At 65.9% G+C, this 19,471-nt stretch carries 19 protein-coding genes and 1 pseudogene; 11 read left to right on the forward strand and 9 right to left on the reverse strand.

Features of this window, described 5'->3' with window-relative positions; translation table 11 throughout:
- Window positions 1-5: 5 nt before the first annotated feature.
- Window positions 6-341, forward strand: coding sequence for a hypothetical protein (locus ACG2LG_RS19370; RefSeq protein ID WP_396261809.1), 336 nt, complete (start codon window positions 6-8; stop codon window positions 339-341).
- A 155-nt stretch (window positions 342-496) separates the two neighbouring features.
- Here the strand turns inward: ACG2LG_RS19370 and ACG2LG_RS19375 are convergent, their stop codons facing one another.
- The gene (locus ACG2LG_RS19375; RefSeq protein ID WP_396261811.1) at window positions 497-658 is read right to left on the reverse strand and encodes a hypothetical protein; all 162 of its coding nucleotides are present in this window, start codon (window positions 656-658) and stop codon (window positions 497-499) included.
- 65 nt (window positions 659-723) lie between these two features.
- Here ACG2LG_RS19375 and ACG2LG_RS19380 point away from each other — a divergent pair, with 65 nt between their 5' ends.
- From ACG2LG_RS19380 to ACG2LG_RS19390, 3 genes are read left to right on the forward strand one after another with little or no spacing between them, the layout of a single operon-like run.
- Window positions 724-1,500, forward strand: coding sequence for a hypothetical protein (locus ACG2LG_RS19380; protein ID WP_396261813.1), 777 nt, complete (start codon window positions 724-726; stop codon window positions 1,498-1,500).
- Between the two features lie 18 nt (window positions 1,501-1,518).
- A complete protein-coding gene (locus tag ACG2LG_RS19385) occupies window positions 1,519-2,007 on the forward strand; it encodes a hypothetical protein (protein WP_396261815.1) in 489 nt (162 codons plus the stop codon).
- A complete protein-coding gene (locus ACG2LG_RS19390) occupies window positions 2,004-2,369 on the forward strand; it encodes a hypothetical protein (RefSeq protein WP_396261817.1) in 366 nt (121 codons plus the stop codon). The genes ACG2LG_RS19385 and ACG2LG_RS19390 overlap by 4 nt, the downstream gene beginning before the upstream one ends.
- Before the next feature lie 328 nt (window positions 2,370-2,697).
- On the opposite strand, the gene ACG2LG_RS19395 is transcribed toward ACG2LG_RS19390, so the two are convergent.
- From ACG2LG_RS19395 to ACG2LG_RS19415, 5 genes are all read right to left on the reverse strand, one after another.
- Entirely contained in the window at window positions 2,698-3,528 is an 831-nt protein-coding gene (locus tag ACG2LG_RS19395) for an alpha/beta hydrolase (protein WP_396261819.1), read from the reverse strand.
- Complete coding sequence (locus ACG2LG_RS19400) at window positions 3,525-4,346, reverse strand: protein-disulfide reductase DsbD domain-containing protein (RefSeq protein WP_396261820.1); 822 nt, start codon at window positions 4,344-4,346, stop codon at window positions 3,525-3,527. The genes ACG2LG_RS19395 and ACG2LG_RS19400 overlap by 4 nt, the downstream gene beginning before the upstream one ends.
- 43 nt (window positions 4,347-4,389) lie before the next feature.
- Complete coding sequence (locus ACG2LG_RS19405) at window positions 4,390-5,862, reverse strand: NAD(P)H-hydrate dehydratase (protein WP_396261822.1); 1,473 nt, start codon at window positions 5,860-5,862, stop codon at window positions 4,390-4,392.
- Window positions 5,863-5,916: 54 nt separating this feature from the next.
- Entirely contained in the window at window positions 5,917-6,510 is a 594-nt protein-coding gene (locus tag ACG2LG_RS19410; protein WP_396261824.1) for an N-acetylmuramoyl-L-alanine amidase, read from the reverse strand.
- A 99-nt stretch (window positions 6,511-6,609) separates the two neighbouring features.
- Window positions 6,610-7,485 carry a hypothetical protein gene (locus ACG2LG_RS19415; protein ID WP_396261826.1) on the reverse strand — a complete coding sequence of 292 codons (876 nt, stop codon included), beginning with the start codon at window positions 7,483-7,485 and terminating at the stop codon, window positions 6,610-6,612.
- A gap of 257 nt (window positions 7,486-7,742) precedes the next feature.
- Here ACG2LG_RS19415 and ACG2LG_RS19420 point away from each other — a divergent pair, with 257 nt between their 5' ends.
- The 3 genes from ACG2LG_RS19420 to glpK all read left to right on the forward strand — a co-directional run bounded on the left by ACG2LG_RS19420 (window position 7,743) and on the right by glpK (window position 13,212).
- Window positions 7,743-9,719 carry a hypothetical protein gene (locus ACG2LG_RS19420; RefSeq protein ID WP_396261828.1) on the forward strand — a complete coding sequence of 659 codons (1,977 nt, stop codon included), beginning with the start codon at window positions 7,743-7,745 and terminating at the stop codon, window positions 9,717-9,719.
- A 207-nt stretch (window positions 9,720-9,926) separates the two neighbouring features.
- On the forward strand, window positions 9,927-11,684 hold the full coding sequence (locus ACG2LG_RS19425) for a chloride channel protein (protein ID WP_396261830.1): 1,758 nt from the start codon (window positions 9,927-9,929) through the stop codon (window positions 11,682-11,684).
- An 85-nt stretch (window positions 11,685-11,769) separates the two neighbouring features.
- Window positions 11,770-13,212, forward strand: a complete 1,443-nt coding sequence (gene glpK, locus ACG2LG_RS19430; RefSeq protein WP_396261832.1) for a glycerol kinase GlpK — start codon at window positions 11,770-11,772, stop codon at window positions 13,210-13,212.
- Between the two features lie 235 nt (window positions 13,213-13,447).
- On the opposite strand, the gene ACG2LG_RS19435 is transcribed toward glpK, so the two are convergent.
- Genes ACG2LG_RS19435 through ACG2LG_RS19445 form a run of 3 tightly spaced genes read right to left on the reverse strand, consistent with a single transcriptional unit; the run spans window position 13,448 to window position 15,749 of the window.
- Window positions 13,448-14,194, reverse strand: coding sequence for a DUF2459 domain-containing protein (locus ACG2LG_RS19435; protein ID WP_396261833.1), 747 nt, complete (start codon window positions 14,192-14,194; stop codon window positions 13,448-13,450).
- Window positions 14,195-14,221: 27 nt separating this feature from the next.
- Window positions 14,222-15,403: an FKBP-type peptidyl-prolyl cis-trans isomerase gene (locus ACG2LG_RS19440; RefSeq protein ID WP_396261835.1), complete on the reverse strand. Its 1,182-nt coding sequence runs from the start codon at window positions 15,401-15,403 to the stop codon at window positions 14,222-14,224.
- A gap of 34 nt (window positions 15,404-15,437) precedes the next feature.
- Window positions 15,438-15,749 carry a DUF3817 domain-containing protein gene (locus ACG2LG_RS19445; protein WP_396261837.1) on the reverse strand — a complete coding sequence of 104 codons (312 nt, stop codon included), beginning with the start codon at window positions 15,747-15,749 and terminating at the stop codon, window positions 15,438-15,440.
- A gap of 231 nt (window positions 15,750-15,980) precedes the next feature.
- Between ACG2LG_RS19445 and hprK the strand changes: the two genes are divergently transcribed.
- The 4 genes and pseudogenes from hprK to ACG2LG_RS19465 form a co-directional block, all read left to right on the forward strand.
- Window positions 15,981-16,934, forward strand: a complete 954-nt coding sequence (gene hprK, locus ACG2LG_RS19450) for an HPr(Ser) kinase/phosphatase (protein ID WP_396261839.1) — start codon at window positions 15,981-15,983, stop codon at window positions 16,932-16,934.
- A gap of 88 nt (window positions 16,935-17,022) precedes the next feature.
- A complete protein-coding gene (locus ACG2LG_RS19455) occupies window positions 17,023-17,289 on the forward strand; it encodes an HPr family phosphocarrier protein (protein ID WP_396261841.1) in 267 nt (88 codons plus the stop codon).
- A 77-nt stretch (window positions 17,290-17,366) separates the two neighbouring features.
- Window positions 17,367-19,130 (forward strand): phosphoenolpyruvate--protein phosphotransferase, encoded by a 1,764-nt coding sequence (ptsP, locus tag ACG2LG_RS19460; RefSeq protein WP_396261843.1) that lies wholly within the window; start codon window positions 17,367-17,369, stop codon window positions 19,128-19,130.
- Window positions 19,131-19,241: 111 nt separating this feature from the next.
- Window positions 19,242-19,471 (forward strand): annotated as a pseudogene (locus tag ACG2LG_RS19465) (hypothetical protein); the annotation flags it as partial.

Raw genomic sequence — 19,471 nt, forward strand, 5'->3', positions numbered from 1 at the left:
CAGCCATGAAGAAGAAGCCGAAACCCTTTGTCCTCCGAGACGGGCATTGCCGAGTCACCATCTACCCTTGGAAGCCGGCGAAGGGGCCGACCCGCTGGCGCTTCGCGTGGAAGGACGGCGAGCGCTGGCGCTACGTCACCCGGACCAAGCTCGACGACATCAAGGCCGCCGCCCGGACTTTTCTCCGACAGATGAACGAGGGGTTTGTCTACGACGCCCTTTCTCCCGAAGAGAAGCGATTCCTCGAACGTGTTCACCGTCTCACTCGACCCAATGACCGCTGGCCCGTTCTCGCTTGGATCGAGGCGCGCAACCACGCTGCGCAGGAAGATACGGATTGAACGAGTAGAGCGACGGCGTGGAAGTCCGGCGCACCGATGACACCGAGCAGATCGACGGGCGACATGTCGGCCATCCTCCCGACCCGCGCCCCGACCCGCGCCCCGCTCGGCTACCCGGCCCGGCGAGAGCGGCGCATGCGGCGAGGCTTTCCGATTCACTTCTTCGGCGGCCAGAGCTTCCGCCGCTTGAGTGCTTCGGTGGCGAGGATCCTTACCATCGCGGCAAGCGGGCGCTCCTCATCCTCCGCGAGCTTCGCAATCACCGCTTGAAGGTCGGGATCGACTCGGACGCCAATCGTCTTCTCTTTCTTGCTCATCGCTAGCTTTGCTAGCACTTTGCATTTGACCTGTCGAATCCCTTCCCGCTAACATTGCTAGCGCCATGACAGACAACAACGCTTTCCCCTTCCGCGTTCCGGCGCCGCTCCTAGCCTACTGGAAATCCTCCGCCCGAGAGGCATACATGAGCCTGACCGCGTGGATGATCGCCCGGCTCGACCGCGCAGCTCAAGACCAGCTCGACGGCCGCACCGTTCGCTTGCCCCGCCGCGCCAACCGCGACACCGACCACGCCCTCGAATTGCTCCAGCTCGAAATCTCCGAGCCCCGGTCCCGACGCTGGCAGCTCGCCGCCATCTCCGGCCCCCAACCCCGCACCCTTGAGGATTGGGCGCTGGACTGCCTCGCCGCCGACATCGAAACCATCCGCGCCGACCAGGCACCCTCCAACGTCATCGCCTTCGCCGCGAAACTGGCCTTCGAGCGCACACCCGATGGAAGCGAGTTGGTCAAGGTGCCGATCCCGGCCGACGTTCGCCGGCTTTTGGACGGTGCCCGCTGGCGGCATACTTTAGATCAAGACGTTTGGCTGGGATATGTGGCCTACGACTTGGAGAAAGTCCGACAAGGCGGCTCAAAATCATGGGGCTGTCTCTTTCGACGATGGAAGGCGCATCGGCAATTCATCGACTTCGCCGGCCAGCAGTTGGCACCCATCGAATTGCGCTTGCCGCGTGGCGGAGCCCGGAGATTCGAGATTCTGGCAAAGGCTGCCCGGACCACCCCGATCCGGCTTCTCCAAGGCTCGATCATGAACCGCTACCACCAGAGCGCCCTTTCCGCGCCTTCGACCGGAACCGACGGCCGCTCCCATAAATAACTGATCCCAACCCCAGCCGTGAAACTCTCGGACCCGCAACCCGCCGCCGTCGTTCCCTTCGACGAGACGCTTTCCTTTGAACGCCTGCCGGATGGCGTGGAACTGGTCGAAGTCCCTCTGCCGCGAGATATTCGCAGAGCCTTGGACGGTGCCCACTGGCGGCACCAGCTCGACCTCGACGTATGGGCGACGTTTGCGGCCTACGACTGGTTCGACCTCGATAACGACCGGCACGCGGCGGAGGAGTTGATGGAACGCGCCAGGCAACATCGAAAGCTCATCGACTTCGACGACGACGACCGGCGGGACATCGAGCCGCTGACGCTTCGTTTCCCGTCGGGTGCCGCCCGACGATGGGAGGATCTGGCCAAGCACGCCCAAACCACTCCCCTACGCCTCATTCAAGGCGCGGTTCTGGATCGCTACCACAATAGCACGCTCGCATCCTCACCGAAACATCGAGATGGATTGCCTGATTCGGGAAAGCCGTTCATCATCGACTTATGAGACTCCCCCTCATCCTCGCCGGGGCCCTTTGCTCCGTCCTCGCCTCATGCGCCCCGTCGAGCGCGATCCAGCGGGCGAGCGAGAGCAAGTCACACTTCGACCCGCCGCCCACAATCATGAGCCACAACTACCCGGAGAGGGACGTTTTCCGGGTCTACCAACGGGGCGGTTCCGGTTTTGTCCCGATCAATGCTGTTCGGAACGCCGCCGAGGAACGGGCGGAAGCGTTCGCACGTCGGCAGGGTCGCTATATGGTGGTCCTCGGAGACAAGATCGCCAGCCCTCCCTACATCTTGGGGAACTTCCCCAGGGTCGAAGTGATCTTCGCCCTGACCGACAAGATGCCGGCCCCGGCCGAGTGAACTCCGCGCCTGCGACAGGCGGTTTCCTCCCGTCACCACAGAACGCTTCCCGATCCGCGGGAAAGCACCACGCACTCGGCTCGTCGAGGGTCGCCGGGTCCTAACGTAACTGAACATCTCGACCGGAGACGCCGGAAGCTACCGACAACCTTTTCAGATGCCGACGTGTTCAGTCTCGCTGTTCAGTCGAATCTCTTCACAGCGTGGGGACGAATTGGGGACGTAATTCGAGGTTTCAATGTGCCTTTGGGTGCCTTTTGATGCGTCTTTATGAACACCCCAAGGTCTTGCCAGATGCCCCGCGAGTGTATTGATAACCCTCTGATTCTCAACGTATCCAACCCAGTCCGACGAGGAAGCGGTCGGCCTTCGCGAGGGTCTGGTCGTAAGGCTTGCCGCGGTTGAAGAATCCGTGGCCCTGGCCCTCGTAGCCGACCAGCTTGCAGTCCCGCTTGGCCTTGTGCATCAACTCGTCGAAGGCCTGAACCGAATCGTAGGGAACCGTGGTGTCCTTCTTGCCGTGGAGGATGAGAGTCGGCGGAGTGTGCTTGCCGATATGGTGGCTGGGGGAAATGGCCTCGGGCTCGGCACCGAGCCGTTCGGCGGGGACGTTCGTGCCGAAACCCTTGGGATCCCATCCGGCGATCGGGGCAAGGGTGCAGGCCGGGTTGAAAAGGATCATCGCATTGGGGCGCTCGTCGCTGCCGAAGCCGCTGACGGTCCCGGTACAGGCCGCGATGTGGCCGCCGGCCGAACCTCCGGCGGCGGCAATCCGGGCGGGGTCGATGCCGAGACGCCCGGCATTTTCACGCGTCCACGCGATGGCGGCCTTGGCGTCGCTCACGCAATCGATTGGCTTCGCCTGGTGCCGCGAGGCCACCCGGTAGTCGGCGGTGATCGCGATCATGCCGCGTTCCGCGAAGTGCCGGGCCTGCGGCTCGAACTGGGCGGGAGAGCCGCTTTTCCACCCGCCGCCGAAGAAGAAGACGATGGCCGGCTTGGGCTCGGCGGGATCGCTCTCGCCGAAAATCCAGAGGCGCAGCTTGACGCCGTCGACCTCGCGGTAGGTTTCCACCCGGGCGTCGGCGGGGTCGGGAGGGTATCCTCCGAGGGCGAGCAGCGGCGAGGCGGTGAGAAGCAGGACAAGAAGTGATTTCATGGCTGGGGGTCAGGGGTGATGACGGCGAAGCGGCGGTCGCCTGCCGGTCCGTAGGCAATGAGGCCCGGCAGCCCCTTTGCTCCCTCGGGCCCGAACCTGGCGCGCTCGAAGGTGAAGGTCAGGCTTCCATTTTCCCCGGTGGAAATGGACGGCTTGCCGTCGGCAACCTGTCCGTCGGACGAGAAGAAGTACGGTGACTCTAGTACAGGCGGCGGATCTTCCGCCGGGGACAGTTGGAGAACGATCTCCGGCGCGTCGATCCCGCTGAGCAGCGTCACCGACCACCCGTCGAGCGGTGCCGGTTGTTCGTCGCGGGTTTGTTCGAAAAGGGGTGCCGTCTCCGGATCGGCCACCGCCTTGCTCCCGACGGGGAGGGTCAGCGAAAAGGATTCGTCGCCGGGATGGCAGGCGTCGGCGCAGGCCATCCAGGCGATGCGGGCCCGCAGGGTGACCTCCTTCTCCGGCAGCTCCGCCGGGGGGGTGATGGTGGTGGTGAGCAGCACGTCCCGCTGGTAGCCATGGGTGGTATTGCCGGCCATGTCGACGAGTTCGGGAGGCGGCCAGACGATGGGTCCGGCGGTGAAGCCCTCGGGCAGGTTCCAGTCGATCTTCGTGGCGAAGCCGACCACGCCCGGGTTCTTCCAGTAGCTGTGAAAACCTTCGCGGTGGTGGATGCGGACGCCGACCTCGAAGGCCTGGCCCGCGGCGATCACGGCATCTTCCGAAATCAGCTCGAGCCGGGCACCCCAGGATTTCTCCTCGCCGTGGGCGAGCAGGCCGAAAAGGGCCGGGAAGAGAACCAGAATCGTGCGCGCCATGCTGAACAGAACTACGAGTGATGCGGCGGATGCCTTGCGTCGATCAGCGCCGGCACTCGCGCCAGTCGCGGAACGCTCCACCGAGCTGGCGGGTCGTGTCGCCGGCGGTGAGGCTCTGCTCGCTTTCGTCGCCGTGCGTCAGGGCGCGCTCCGCCGCGCGACCGCACAGCCAGGCCGCCAGTGCGGCGGCATCGACGGGTGCCAGACGCGAAGCGAGAAGGGCCCCCGCGACTCCGGCCAGCACATCGCCCTGGCCTCCCGAGGCCATGCCGGCGTGGCCGGTCGGATTGATCCGCGGCGCGGCATCGGGCGCGGCGACCACGGTCCGGGCTCCCTTGAGCAGAAGGGTGCAGGGGTGGCGTGCGACGAAGCGGGTCGCGGCCTCGACCCGCGGCAGCCCGGCGAGGTCGGGTGCCAGGCGGGCGAACTCCCCGGGGTGGGGGGTGATTAGATGGTGCTCGCGCAGCAGGTCGGTGCGGCCGGCGGCGGCGATCAGGTTCAGCGCGTCGGCATCAAGGACGGCGGGCCGCCGGTCGTCGGCGAGGCGTTCGAAAAGGATGTCCCGCTGCGGTTCATTCGGCTGGCCCAGACCGGGGCCGATGACGAGGGCGTCGGCGTTGGAGTCGAAGGCGTGTTCGACGCGGCGCGCCGAGTGGCGCACCATGATTTCCGCCGTCGTTCGGGCCGGGTTGTCCGGATCGAGGAAAAGGGTGACGAGGCCCGCTCCGCCTTTCAACGCGCCGGTGGCTGCCAGGGTGGCGGCTCCGCTCATCCCGGTGGAGCCCGCGAGCACGGCGACACGGCCGGCATGGCCCTTGTGGAAATCGTGGGATCGCGGCGGGAGCAGGCCGGGGAAGCTCTCGGGAGTGATCAGCACCGGGCCGTCGTTCGGCTCGGGCCGGAGCTCGTCCAGCGGCACGACCATCAGGCGGCCGACGTGACGGACGGCCTTGTCGGCGAGCAGGCCGCGCTTGGGCGCGCCCACGGTGATCGTCAGGTCGGCGATGACGCCGCCTTCCGGACTTTCGCCGCTGTCGGCATCGAGTCCCGACGGCAGGTCGATCCCGACCACCAACGCTCCGCGGCTGAGGCGCAGCCCGTTCATTTCGGAGGCGAGCGTGGCGAGAGGTTCGCGCGGGGCACCCGATGCCCCGATGCCGAGGAGCGCGTCGAGAAGCAGGAGTGGACCCGGGCCATGGGGCAGGCTCAGGTTTTCCTCGATGCCCAGCCGGCGCAGGCGCTGGCGGGTGAGCGTGCTGCGGTCGGTGCTTGAATGCACGCTGCGGATGGCGACTTCCCAGCCCCGGTGGCGGAGTGCTTCGAGCACGACCAGCGCGTCGCCGGCATTGTTGCCTTTGCCGAGGTAGGCCACGGCGCGGCCCGGGGTGGGGAAGTGATCGAGCAAGCGCCGGGCGATGCCGGTGCCTGCCCGGTCCATCAGGTCGCCGGCGTCCGTGCCGGAGCGGAAGGCGGCCTCCTCGAGGGCGCGCATTTCCGAAGCGGTGACCGCGTGCATGACGGCAGCCTATCGCGAGGCCTCGCCGGGTGTCGAACCGGATCGGAGTTCGGCTCAGTTCCGCCGGAACTTCACGATGCCGTCGGCGATGCCTTCGGCCAGAGCCTGGCGCCACCAGGCGGACTTCATGCGGGAGCGCTCCCGGGAGTTGCTCACGAAGCCGCACTCCACGAGCACCGCCGGGCAGCGGGCGTGGCGGATCACGTAATAGCGGGCGAATTTCGCCCCGCGATTGGTGGTCCGCACCTTGCGCATCATGCCGGACTGGATGTAGTGCGCGAGCGGGCGGCTTTGCGACGAGGTGTAGAAGGTTTCGAGCCCCTCGACGTGCTGCTTCCACGTGTAGTTGTAGTGGACGCTGACGAAGATCGCGTTGCGGTATTTGTTGGCGATCTGGACGCGGTCGGGCAGCGAGATGAAGTAGTCGCTGCGGCGGGTCATCACCGTGCGGAAGCCGCGCTTCTTCAGTTCGTTTTCGAGCCGGGCGGCGGTGTCCAGCGCGAGGTGTTTTTCGTACACGAGGCCCCACTGGCCTCCCTTGTCATGACCCCCGTGACCGGGATCGATCACGACGGTTCGGAAATACTTGGCATGGGCCGGCGCGGAGAGGACGAGGGCCGCGACGACAGCGAATAGTGCGCGGATCATGGGGTGCATAATGGTTTGGCGTTCTGAAAGGTAAGGTTTTATTAAAAACTTTTCAGGATCTGTAAAGAAATTCCCTCGTTCCGGCGGATTCTCCGGTGATCACTCATAGATGAAACCCGGTCGGTCCGAGGCCTTGCGGCTCTTCGCGCGTTCTTCGGCTTCCTTCTTTGGATCGTAAAGGGTGCCGCCGACCAGTTCGATCTTGCCCTGCTCCAGCCGGGCGAGTCGCGGATCCCCGGCAACGCTCGGGCGGTAGTAATTGTGATCGAGCAGCTTGCCGTTCGAATCGACACGGGCATGCCCCCAGAATGAAGGGGTGGCGAGGTAGAGCACGTGCATGGTGAGGCTGGCATCCAGCGCCACCGTCGGCTGGCGCAGGCTGATGGCTTCGCCGAGGTGATGGGTCCGCAGCACGCGGCCGGTCTTGTGGTCGGCCACCTGCGCGTAGAGGTGGTCCTTGCGGTCGGAGGAAAAGCGGATCAGCCGCATCTCGTTGCTTTGGCCGGGTTTTCCGGGCACGCCGACGACCTGTGACCAGATTGGCTTGGCGGTGGCGATGTTGAAGAGGTGTCGCCGCGACTGGAATCCGCCGGTCCTCTGGTTCGGCAGGCGCACGATGGCGTAGATCGAGAAGTTTCCGAGCTCGCTGAAGCCGAAGAGCTGGTTGAGGTCGATGGTGCGGGAAAGCGTCTTGCTCGGCGGGATGCGGATCGCTCCGAAGGCCGGCTCACCGATGGGCGGCAAGGGCACCCCACGCGAGGACTTGACGATGAAATCGATCCAGGGCTGTTGGCGGCTGCCCTGAAAGACCAGTTCGGAGCCGGACAGGTTGGTGACCGAGACCGTGATGGGGATCGCCTCGCCGCTGAGGAAGGTCCGGCGTGCGGGCTTCAGGTCCACGGAAACCTGGCCATGGGCGGCATCGAGCAGCGCCACCAGCAGGGCGAGGAGGAGTGGTATCGATCGGCAAGCCATCGGTTGCGACGGGTAACGCACGACCGGCGACCCGTCAATCCAACGGATTTCACGCGACGGCCGGGCGCAGGGAGTGGCGCTCTGCGAGCGCCATGACGGGGCGGGGTGACGTCCACGTCGCGGATGAAAGCGGGCCATGGTGTTGGGTCGCTTGCGGCGATGAGAGGCGGTCTGCCACAAGCGGCTGGAAGCCGCTTCTCCATGGTCTCCATAATATGGCGCTTGGAAATCGCCACTCCTTCTGTTGGATCGCCGGCGTGCTGCCTCGCGATCGCTTCCTGGATGCCGCTGCCGAGCCCCTGACCGACAACGCCGAGCTGCAGCTCGCCGCGCGGCGCCAGCTCGACACGGAGTTGTCGCCAGAGGTGGGCGAGGAGGAGTTGGCGGGGGCCGCCGAGCGCCTGGGGCGGCAGGCTCCCGGTCGCTGGCGGTGGATCTGGGCGGCGCTGGTGCTCGTGGCGTCGGTAGCGATGATGTTTGGGCCGTTGTGGAAGGGAGCGATGGCCTGGCTGGAGGCACGCGCGCAAATGGCACCATTGGTCTTTGCCAGTGAGTCACGCCTGTCATTCCACGAGTCGCTTTCGAAAGAAGACCGGCTGTTGCTTTTCGGCGACGAGTCGGTTCCGGAGGGATCCGGTCGCTGGCTGCCGCTGTGGGAGAGCGATCCGGAGAACCCGATGTTCTACCTCGAGTACGCGACCGCCGACTATGGCACGATTCCCGAGGATTTTCTCGAGGTCGGTGAACGCCTCGATCCAGGCAACGGGTGGTTCGCGCTGAAGGCGGCGGCGACCGGGGCGCGCGACGTGCTGGAGCGGGAGGGCCCGGGCCGCCGGGATCGCGAGGCGAGAGGGAAGACGGTCTGGATCGTGAACGACGAGTCCGACGTGGCGCGGCGGATCGAGCTTGTCAAGCAGGGGGCGATGGCGGAGCGAATCGAGTCCTACCATGGACGGCTCGCCGAGCTGCGCTTTTCCAAGCTTCCCCGGCCCGGGGAGTTCGCCGAGTCCATCCCTATCATGGTTTACTTGGCGTCGATGAGGATCGACGTCGATGAGCAGCGACTTGCGGAGCTGTTCGCGTTCGAGGCCGGACGTTGCGAACGTGAGGGAGACCGCGAAGCGTTTCGGGAGTTGGCAACGGCTTGGGACCGGCTTTTCAGGGCGAGGCTCGAAGCCGCGCGTACCCTGGTGGAAACCCTGATCGTGAATGCGGGGATGGGACTTTCGTTGCCGGAGATGAGCAGCGCGGCCGAGTCGCTGGAAGTGGATGCCGCCATGTGGAAGTCCCGCGCGGATCGCTGGCAGGCGAGGAAAGACACGCTCAAGACGGCGTCGGATGCCGATCTGGAGGAAAGGACCGCCCGATACGGATCGATGCTGACCTCGTTTTCGCTGCCGTCGATTTCAAGGCAGGTGCTCGATCCACCCCAGGTGACCCGGGCCGACCTGCTTCCGGCTACGCGTGTCGAGCAGGCCTTGCTGGGTCGCATGATGTCGGGCGCGGGCTGGCTGCTGCTCGGGCTTTTCGGCCTCGCGTCGCTGTCGGTGGTGGGAATGCAGGCACCTTTGACACGCCGCATGGCCAAGGTCTTGGGCCGGGCCTTCGCATTGAGGGATGCACTGTGGATCGGCGGGGCCGGGGTGCTGCTGCCGCTCGCGATCTATCTCGTGATGCGTTATGCGACACCGCTCGGACGCATGGAGTGGGGTCCGCGGTTGACGATGTATGCGGTGCCGGTGTCCCACTTCGTCGGACTCCTGCTGATGTGGATCGTCTGGCCGGTGGTGGTGGCGGAACGCCGCGCGGTGCATGGGCTCGGAGTGCTCGGATGGAAACGTCCGGGGTGGTGGGCCTGGTCGGCGGCGGTCGCGCCGCTCGCCGGGATGTTGTGCTTCAGCTTCGCGGTGCCGCCCGGGTCGACGACCGTTCCACTGGGTGTGGCGGGAATCGCTTGTGGCGCCTGGTCGCTGGTGTGGTTTCTCGGGCACGCTGGCCGCGGAGTCTTCGGTGCGGCGCGGATTCGGTTGCAACGGGGAACCGTCGCCCGTGCGGTGCGTCCGGCGTGGCTTGGTGCGATGCTGTCGCTGGCCTTGCTGGTGGTCTTCTTCCACGCCGAGGAGCGGCGCTGGTTCGCGCAGGACGATCTGCTGAAGCTCGGTCCGGGATTCACCGCCTACGAGGCGGAGGTCACCGAGCAGCTCAAGCGTGAGCTGCGCGAGGTGATCGAGTAGGAGTCGCCTTTTCGGAGTGCGTGAACCTCTGGATTTGCTTCGGTGGCCGACTGGGAGTGGGGCATTCGGGAGTCTTCCCGGTTGCCTGCCGCCCCCAGCGGCTGAAAGCCGCAGCGCCCCGGCATGGCGCTTGGAAAGCGCCACTCCCCGTGATACCGCGGCGGTTCGCGAATGAGGGAGTCAAAACCGAGAACTCTGCCGGACTGGATGCGCAGCCGGTGGAGTGACACGCAGCGGTTCGCGGTTTTGTGTGTCTTCGCGGGGTTGCTCTGTGGCCTCACCGCGGTCGCCTTCCACCTGGCCATCCACCACCTCTTCCACTGGCTGTGGCACGAGGCGGAAGGCCGCGATCCGTTGCAGTTCGCCGCGATCCTCCTTGCCGCGCCGACGCTTGCCGGGCTGCTCGTCGGGCTTGGCGTGCACTTTTTCGCGCCCGAGGCGGCGGGAAGCGGCATTCCCCAGACCAAGGCGGCCTTCTACAACAAGGGAGGAAAAATTTCACTGCGCAGCGGCATCTGGCGCTTCGTGCTCGGAGCACTCTACGTCGGCCTCGGCAACAGCCTCGGCCGGGAAGGCCCCACGGTGCACATCAGCACCGCGATCACCTCGCGCATCGGCCGCTGGGCCTTTCGCGATCCGGCCCGCGTGCAGGCCATGGCGCCGGTCGGCATGGCGGCGGGCATTGCGGCGGCCTTCAATGCGCCGCTCTCGGCGCTGACCTTCGTCTTCGAGGAACTGCTCGACAACTTCTCGATGAAGGCGCTCGGCGGCATGGTGGTGGCGGTGGTCGTCGCGGCCGCCGTGTCGCGCTCGCTGCTCGGCGAGGATCCGGTGATCACCGCCCACATGGCCGAGAACTACAAGACCTCGGCCTGGATGCTGGTCGCACTGCCGCTCGGCGTGGCGGCCGGACTCATCGGCCATGCCTTCGTCCGCGGCACGCTCGGACTGCGCGGATGGTTCCGGGACCGCCGCTGGCTTCCGGGCTGGCTCGCGCCGGCTTCGGGCGGACTCGCCTGCGGCGTGCTGGGGCTCGGCGCGTGGTTCCTCACCACGCAACTCGGCGATGCCCGCAGTTCGGTCTTCAGCATCGGCTACGACAGTCTCGAGGCGGCCTTCGAAAACCAACTCACGGTGCAGATCCTGGCCGTGCTGCTGGGGCTGAAGTTCCTCGCGGTCGTCGTCAACTACGCGAGCGGGGGATCGGGCGGCCTGTTCTCGCCGACGCTTTTCCTCGGTGGCATGCTGGGCGGCCTGGTCGGCGCCGGGCTGGCGAACATCCACCATCTCGGGGACTGGATTCCGGCCTTCCCCACCGATGACAAGGTGATCGGCGGATGCGTGCTGCTCGGCATGGGGGCGATGTTCGCGGCGGTGGTGCGTTGTCCCTTCACCTCGCTCATCATCATCTTCGAGATGACCGGGAACTACTCGCTGATCCTGCCGCTGATGGCCGGCAACATGCTCGCCTGGCAGATCGCCAAGAAGCTGCAACCGGTGAGCATCTACAACGCGCTGCTGCTGCAGGACGGCATCACGCTCCGCCGCCTGCCCGCCTACCGCGGCGCGCAGGACTACCGCAAGCTGCCGGTGCAGACGATCATGAGCCACGACGTCTTCACGCTGCGCGCGGAGGAATCGCTGGCCAGCGCGCTGCGGCGGATCAGCAAGGAGAGCAAACGCTTCCATGCCTATCCGGTGCTGGATGCGGACGGCCGGCTCGCCGGGGTGATCACCCGCCACGAGCTGAGGGATCATCCGGGCGAGCGGGAGGTCGCGGAGTTGCTCGAAGACCAGGAGATCCTCTCCGTGACCGGTGAGACCTCGATCCGCGACGCGGCGAACCGCATGATCGCGCGGGATTTCCAGCAGGTGCCGGTGGTCAGCGCGGCGGATGCGCGCAAGCTGCTCGGTTGGCTGACCCTCAACGACATCGCCCGCCAGCAGAACGCGGTGGAAGGATGATTTTTTGGAGTGCAAGGACTTGCCTTCGCACTCCAGAGCACCTGAGGCATTGCGGTGATCGATCGCGTTGTGCGAAGCTCCCTCCATGAAAGACGTGGTGATCGCGCTCGACCAGGGGACGACGAGTTCCCGGGCCCTGGCGGTGGACCGGGAAGGGAAGGTGGTCGCGAGCGCGCAGCGTGAGTTCGCCCAGCACTACCCGCAGGCGGGTTGGGTCGAGCACGACCCGCGTGAGATCCTCGAGTCGCAGTTCGCCGTGATGGAGGAGGTGCTGGCGCAAACCGGCGGCGCCCGCGCGATCGGCATCACCAACCAGCGGGAGACCACGGTGCTGTGGGATCGCTCGACCGGCGAGGCGGTGCACCCGGCGATCGTCTGGCAGGACCGCCGGACCGACTGGATCTGCGCGTCGCTGGAACCGCACGCGGCGCTTTTCACGGAACGGACCGGACTACGGCTCGACCCGTACTTCTCGGGGACGAAGCTCAAGTGGCTGCTCGACCACGTGCCCGGTGCCCGCGAACGGGCGGCGGCCGGCGAGCTGGCCTTCGGCACGATCGATGCCTGGCTGGTGTGGCACCTGACCGGCGGCCGCCGTCACGTCACGGATGCCAGCAACGCCTCGCGGACGCTGATGTTCGACATTCACGGGCAGTGCTGGGACCGGGAGTTGCTGCGGTTGCTCGACATTCCGGTCGAGGTGCTGCCGGAGGTGGTCGACTCGTCGGGGGTGGTCGGCGAGACGCAATCGGGCATCCCGATCGCGGGCATTGCCGGGGATCAGCACGCGGCCTTGTTCGGCCAGGGTTGTTGCGAGCCGGGGATGGCGAAGAACACCTACGGCACGGGCTGTTTCCTGTTGATGCAGACCGGAGCGGAACCCGTGCCCTCCAAAAACAACCTCCTGACGACCGTCGCCTGGCGGATCGACGGCAAGGTGAGCTACGCGCTGGAGGGATCCATCTTCGTGGCCGGGGCGGTGGTGCGGTGGCTGCGTGATGAGATGGGCATCGTCGCGAGTTCGGCCGAGGTCGACGAGCGGGCGGCGGAGGTGGAGGACAGCGGCGGGCTGGTCATCGTGCCGGCATTCGCCGGGCTGGGAGCGCCGCACTGGGATCCCAAGGCCCGCGGCCTCGCCATCGGCATGACGCGTGGCACCAACCGCTCGCATTTCTGCCGCGCGGCGCTGGAAAGCATCGCCTTCCAGAGCGCGGAGTTGGTGCGCTGCATGGAGAAGGACAGTGGGCGGGCGATGACCGCCTTGCGCGTGGACGGCGGCGCGACGAGGAGCGACCTCCTGATGCAGATTCAGGCGGATCTGCTGGGCGTGCCGGTGGTGCGCCCCGAGAATGTCGAGACCACCGCCATGGGGGCGGCCCTTCTCGCGGGGCTTGGCGTGGGCTTCTGGAAGAGTGCGGAGGAGGTTGCGGCGGGTGCCGACAAGCGCTTCGAACCGGCGGGCGAAGGGCAGGCGGTCCGCTGGCGCAACTGGAACCGCGCCGTGGAACTGGCGAAGGGGTGGGGGTAGCCCGAATTTCTTACAAGTTCGACCTCCGGGTGAATGACGAGACACCCAAACACCCAAATCCGAAGGAATGACGAACTTCCAAGTCCGAAGGTGCCCGCAACGGCGTGTCGCCGGTGAATCGATCCCTTTCGGGTTTTGTCATTCGGATTTCCTTGGGTGTTTGGGTGTTTCTGCATTCGTCACTCTCCAACTTGGCAGTGGTGTGAGAAATGCAGGGCAGGGGTTTCTGGAGGGATTATCCTTCCTCCATCCGCCATTCCGGATCCCAGATCTGCTGGAAGCCGTTTCCTCGACGGGTCACCTGGCGGATCACGCCGTCGGCGGAGAGGCCGGTGGGGGTGAGCATCGAGAATCCGGCGGCCTTGAGCGCCTCGACGGTCCAGACGTTGCAAATACGGGGAAAGTAGTAGTTGTGGGGCGAGCGGATCATCCGGCCCCCGCCCCAACTCGACTCGCCGATCGTTTCCGGAACCCCGTCCGGGCCGCGGACCGCGCAGGCGTTGAGGAAGGCGGCCAGCCGGGCGCCATCGGACTCGTGCGCGTGGCCGAGGTAGAGACGTTGTTTCTGGCAGATGCTCGGGACGTTGTAGTCGAAGGGGATGATCTCCATCACCGAGCGCGAGGGCCAGAACAGGGCGTGGGCCATCTGTCCCATGCTCAGCCACTCGTGTTGGACGTAGGCGGTCTCGTCACCCCAGCTGAAGGCGACCCACGGCTTGGAGCCGATTCCCGGGGGCGGCACGTAGCCATGCTCCTTGAGCCAGTCGAGCTGGAGGATCAAGCCGGTGTGCAGGTTGTCGGCGAAGACGATCACCGGCACGGTCGGAATCTCCCGGACCTCGGCAGCTTCCGCCTTCTCCTGAATCCTCGCGACTTCCACCCGCTTGACCTCCGCCGAGGAGGAGGCGGGGAAGGTGAAGGCGCAGGATCCGAAGATCCACGGGACCACCAGCGCGATGACGATGGAGACCCGGGGATTCATGATCGGCGGGACGGGGGACGGGCGCGGTCAGCGCACGATCTCGAGCAGTTCGACGTCGAAGACCAGCAGGCCGCCGGGGCGTCCGCCGCCGGGGTTCTCGCCGTAGGCCAGGTCGGCCGGGATCCAGAAGCGGCGCTTCTCGCCGACGGTCATGAGCTGCAGCCCCTCGGTCCAGCCCTTGATCACGCCGGTGAGGGGGAACTGGGCCGGCTGCCCGCGGGTGATCGAGCTGTCGAACATCTTCCCGTCGGTGGTCCAGCCGGTGTAGTGGACCTTGACGGTGTCTGTTGCGGCGGGCTTGTCGCCACCCTTGCCGGCGGCGAGGATCTTCGAGGCGAGGCCGCTGTCGGTCTTCTCGGCATCCTCCGGGGCGGCGGCCACATCCTCGGGCACGGCGGGGGGCTCGGGGGCGGCCTTGAATGAGATCAGCTCGAAGTCGACCATGGCGTGGCCACCCGGCATGCCCGGGCCCGGCAGCCAGGCACGGCGTTTTTCGCCGACGGTCATCGAGGTGAGCATCTCGCGCATCGGCGGGGTGAGTTGGGCGGCCGGCACACTGGGGGGCTCGGGCTGCGAGCGGGTGCTCTGTAGTTCCTCGCCGGTCATGGTGCTGGCGGTGAAGTGGAAGGTGATCACATCCTCCGCGGTCGGCGAATCACCGCCCTTTCCCTCCTGAGTGATTTTGTAGGAAATGCCGCCTTCGGACTTGCTGACGTCTTCCGGGATCTCCGGAGCCTGCTCGATGGCGAGCAGTTCGATGTCGAAGACCAGCAATCCGCCCGGGCGTCCGCCACCGGGATTCTCGCCGTAGGCGAGGTCGGCGGGGATCCAGAAGCGGCGCTTTTCGCCGACGCTCATGAGCTGCACACCCTCGGTCCAGCCCTTGATCACGCCGTTGAGCGGAAACTTCGCCGGCTGCCCGCGCTTTACCGAGCTGTCGAACATCGTGCCGTCGGTCTTCCAGCCGGTGTAGTGCACCTCGACGGTGTCGCTGGCGGAGGGTTTGGCGTCGCCTTCGCCCTGCTTCAGGACTTTCCAGGCCAGTCCGCTCTCGGACTTCTCGGCATCGGCGGGAACGGCGGCAACATCATCTGGGGCTTCGAGCATTTTATCGGTGGCTGGGGCGGAATCCTGGGCCGAAAGCTCGGCGAGCGGGGTCGCGGCAATGAGTCCGGCGACGAGGAAATATCGGAGGCTTCGGCGTTTCATGAGAGGCCGCAGCTTCCACGGGATGGCCCGGGTGTCAATCGCGCGCCTCGCGGGCGGCCAGCCGCTTGTCGATGAAGAACGGCCCGAAGGGCAGCAGCGCGGCGATCATGACCAGCGCCGAGTCCTTGAACGAAAGCCGCTTCCCGAGCCAGGCGATGGCGACGAGCAGCGCCAGCCCGATGAAGAGCACGCCGTGGGCCCAGCCGACGACCTTGACCGCCTCGGGGATGCCCGCGAAATACTTCAGGGGCATCGCGATGCCGAGCAGCAGCAGGTAGGAAACGCCTTCGATCCAGCCGACCAGGCGGACGCGTCCGACCGGATGGGAAAGCAGCGGGGAATTCATCGGCGCTGTCCATCCATGCGGCGCACGCGGCTGTCAAATCACGATCTTGGGTGACGGGAAGGTTTCTTCTTGCCGCAAGCTCTTGAATGCGTTGCAACTACGGAAACCCAATCCACCCGGTTTCGTTCACCGAGATTCCGGGTGGCTGCGAAAAATCCTCGAAAAACCCAACCAGCGGGCTGGTGGCACGATTTCCTCGCCACCGGCCCGCCTCGTTTTACACTCCAGCCCATGGCCCAGCGGGTAAATCGCAGAACCTCCCTGACGGTCGGAGCCTTTTTCGAGAAGCATCACGAGGCGCTCTCGATGACCCTGCTCAGTGACCGGAGGGGTTTCGAGCGCACGATCAGCGAACCGGCACCGAACCGTCCCGGCCTGGCCCTCGCCGGCTTCTTTTCGTATTTCGCCAAGAAGCGCATCCAGGTGCTCGGCAACTCGGAGGTGTCCTACCTCAAGAAGCTCACCCCGCAGATGCGCAGCGAGCGCTTCGGCCGGATGTGCGAGCGCGACATCCCGGCGCTGGTCATCTCGCGCGGCGGCGTGCTCAGCGAGGACCTCCTCAAGATCGCCGAGCAGCACGCGATTCCGGTCTTCAGCACCCGGCTGGTGACCATGAATTTCCTCAATGCCGCGACACTGGCCCTCGAGAATGAATTCGCGCCGACGACCACCCTGCACGGCTGCATGGTCGACATGAAGGGCATCGGGGTGCTGATCATGGGCAAGAGCGGCAGCGGCAAGAGCGAGACCGCCATCGGCATGCTCGAGCGCGGCGCCGCGCTGGTGGCCGACGACCTGGTGCGCGTCCGCTGGGCCGGCAATGAACTGACCGCCAGCGCTCCGGACCTTTCACGCGGCTACCTCGAAGTGCGGGGGATCGGCATCGTCAACGTCGCCAACCTCTTCGGCCTGACCTCGATCCGCCCCGAAAAACGCCTCGATCTGGTGGTGAACCTGACGCCGCACGCCGACTTGAACGAAGTCGACCGCCTCGGACTCGAAGCGAAGAAGTTCGAGGTTCTCGGCCAGAAGGTGCCGATGGTCGAGGTCCCGGTGGCGCCGGGGCGCGACACGGCCCGGATGGTGGCGATCGCGGCCCTCGACCAGCAGCTCCGCCGCCTTGGCTACAACATGGCCGATGAATTCAACCAGCGCCTCATGGAACACATGGCCTCGCAGGGCTGAGTTGCATGCGCAAAAATGCCTTGGACGGCCGACGGGGCGCTCCCTAGACTCCGCGCGGGCCGACGCCCCTTTCCTCCACCCTTTTTCAATGGCTCAACGCGAATTCACCATCCAGAACAAGCTCGGCATCCATGCCCGGCCTGCGGCGCAGTTTGTGAAGATGGCCAGCCGGTTCAGCGCGGAGATCCGCGTTGAGAAGGATGGCGAGGAGGTCGACGGGAAAAGCATCATGGGCCTGATGATGCTCGCGGCCGGCCACGGATCCGTGATCACCGTCGCGGCCGAGGGCGACGACGCCGATCAGGCGCTGGCGGCGCTGGCCGAACTCGTCGAGCGCAAGTTCGAGGAGGATTGAGCCCGATCGCGGGCCCGGGAGCCGGGCCGGATTTTGCTTTGAAGCCGCTTCCGCGACGGCCAGCATGGGGGCCGTAGATGGAGCGAGTCAGTGGAGTCACCCCGGAGGAGACGGTGTTGCAGGGCACGCCGGTGTCCGGGGGGATTGGTATCGCTCCATTGCATGTGATCGCCCGCGGCTTCGCCGCGCCGGAGGTTTACGAAATCGATGACGTCGAGGCGGAACGGCGGCGTTTCGAGGCCGCCCTTGAACGCACGCGTGAGCAACTGATCGCCCTGCAGGAGCGGATCAATGCCATCTCCGGCACCGACGAGGGGATGATCTTCGAGGCCCACCAGATGATGCTGGAGGACAAGGCCCTCGTCGGTCAGGTCATGGCCGCCATCGAGAAGCGCCGTCAGAACGCCGAATACGCGCTCTACGCGACGATCCAGAACTACCTCGAGGCGATGCGCCGGGTGCCGGACCCCTACCTGCGCGAGCGCACGGCGGACATCGAGGACGTCTGCCAGCGCCTTCTGCGAAACTTCTCTCCCGAGGAACACCGGGTCGGCGGACCCGACGAGCGCCACATCCTGGTCGCCTACGACCTGAGCCCGTCGGACACCGCGGCGATGGACCGCCGCCACATGGCCGGCTTCGCGACCGAGCTTGGCAGCGTGAACTCCCACACGGCCATCCTGGCCCGCTCGCTGGGCATTCCGGCCATCGTCGGCCTCAAGAACGTTGTCCTCGATGTGCGGGCGCTGACCCCGGCGATCATCGACGGCTATTCCGGCAAGCTGATCCTCAATCCGCGGTCCGAAACGCTCGAGCGTTATCTTTCGATCCGCTCCGAGAAGGAAAAGGTCCGCCACGAACTCGAAGCCCAGCGCGAGGACGAGGCGGTCACGATCGATGGCCGCGGGATCACGCTTTCCGCCAACATCGAGCTCTCCGAGGAAATCTCGCTGGTCAAGAACAGCGGCGCCCGCGGGGTGGGACTTTACCGCACCGAGTTCCTGCTCCTCAAGGGCGAGCAGATGCCGGGGGAAATGGAGCAGGCCGAGGTTTACACCCGGCTTGCCAAGGCGCTCTCGCCCGATCCGTTGATCATCCGCACGCTCGACGCCGGCGGCGACAAGCTCCCGGTGGAGCCCCTTTCCGAGCCCGAGCCCAACCCCTTCCTCGGCTGGCGCGGGATCCGGGTCTCGCTCGACCGCCCGGCGATGTTCAAGGAACAACTGCGGGCCATCCTGCGCGCCAGCGCCCACGGCAAGGTGGCCGTGATGTTTCCGCTCATTTCCGGCATCCGGGAAGTGCGCCGGGCCAAGGAACTCGTCTGGGAATGCATGGACGAACTCGAGGAGGAGCAGGTCCCCTTCGACGGCGATCTCGAGATCGGCGTGATGATCGAGGTGCCCTCGGCCGCCGTGATCGCCGATCTGATCGCCCCGGAAGTCGACTTCTTCTCGATCGGGACCAACGACCTGATCCAGTACACCGTCGCCAGCGACCGGGTGAACCACCGGGTGGCGGACCTGTATCGACCGTCCCATCCAGCCGTCATCCGGCTGATCAAGCAGACGATCGATGCCGGCCTGGCGGCCGGGGCGTGGACCGGGGTCTGCGGTGAAATGGCCGGGGACCTCCGCTTCACCCCGCTGCTGCTGGGGCTTGGGGTCGAGGAGCTTTCCGTCGGGCCGCACCAGGTGCCGAGGGTCCGCCGGGCGATCCGGGCGCTCAGCCACGCCGAGTGCGCCGCCCTGGCCGACGAGGCCCTCAAATCGCCGCTAAGCCTTGATATTCTGGAGCTTTCGACCGGAATGGCCCGCAAATACTACCCCGAGTTGCTCGATTGAGGCCTCGTTGCAGGTTTTTTTTGGACATTTCCGGGAACAAACTTATGAGTGGCGTGTTCCTACAAGCGGGAAAACAGCCCGCGAACAACCGACAAACAACCGACGACCCAAATGAAACTGATCATTCAATCCATCATCGTGGCCTGCTGCTGCGCGCCGCTGGCCTTTGCCGACTGCAAGAAGTGCGACGGCGACAAGGAGAAAGAAGAAACCGTCATCCTCGCCGGAAAGTGCAAGGAGAAGTGTGACGGCGACAAGGAAGATCCCGCCCTCGCCGGCAAGTGCAAGGAGAAGTGCGACGGCGACAAGGAAGATCCCGCCCTCGCCGGCAAGTGCAAGGA

The organism is Haloferula sp. A504 (genome assembly GCF_044385805.1).
Taxonomy (GTDB): domain Bacteria; phylum Verrucomicrobiota; class Verrucomicrobiia; order Verrucomicrobiales; family Akkermansiaceae; genus Haloferula.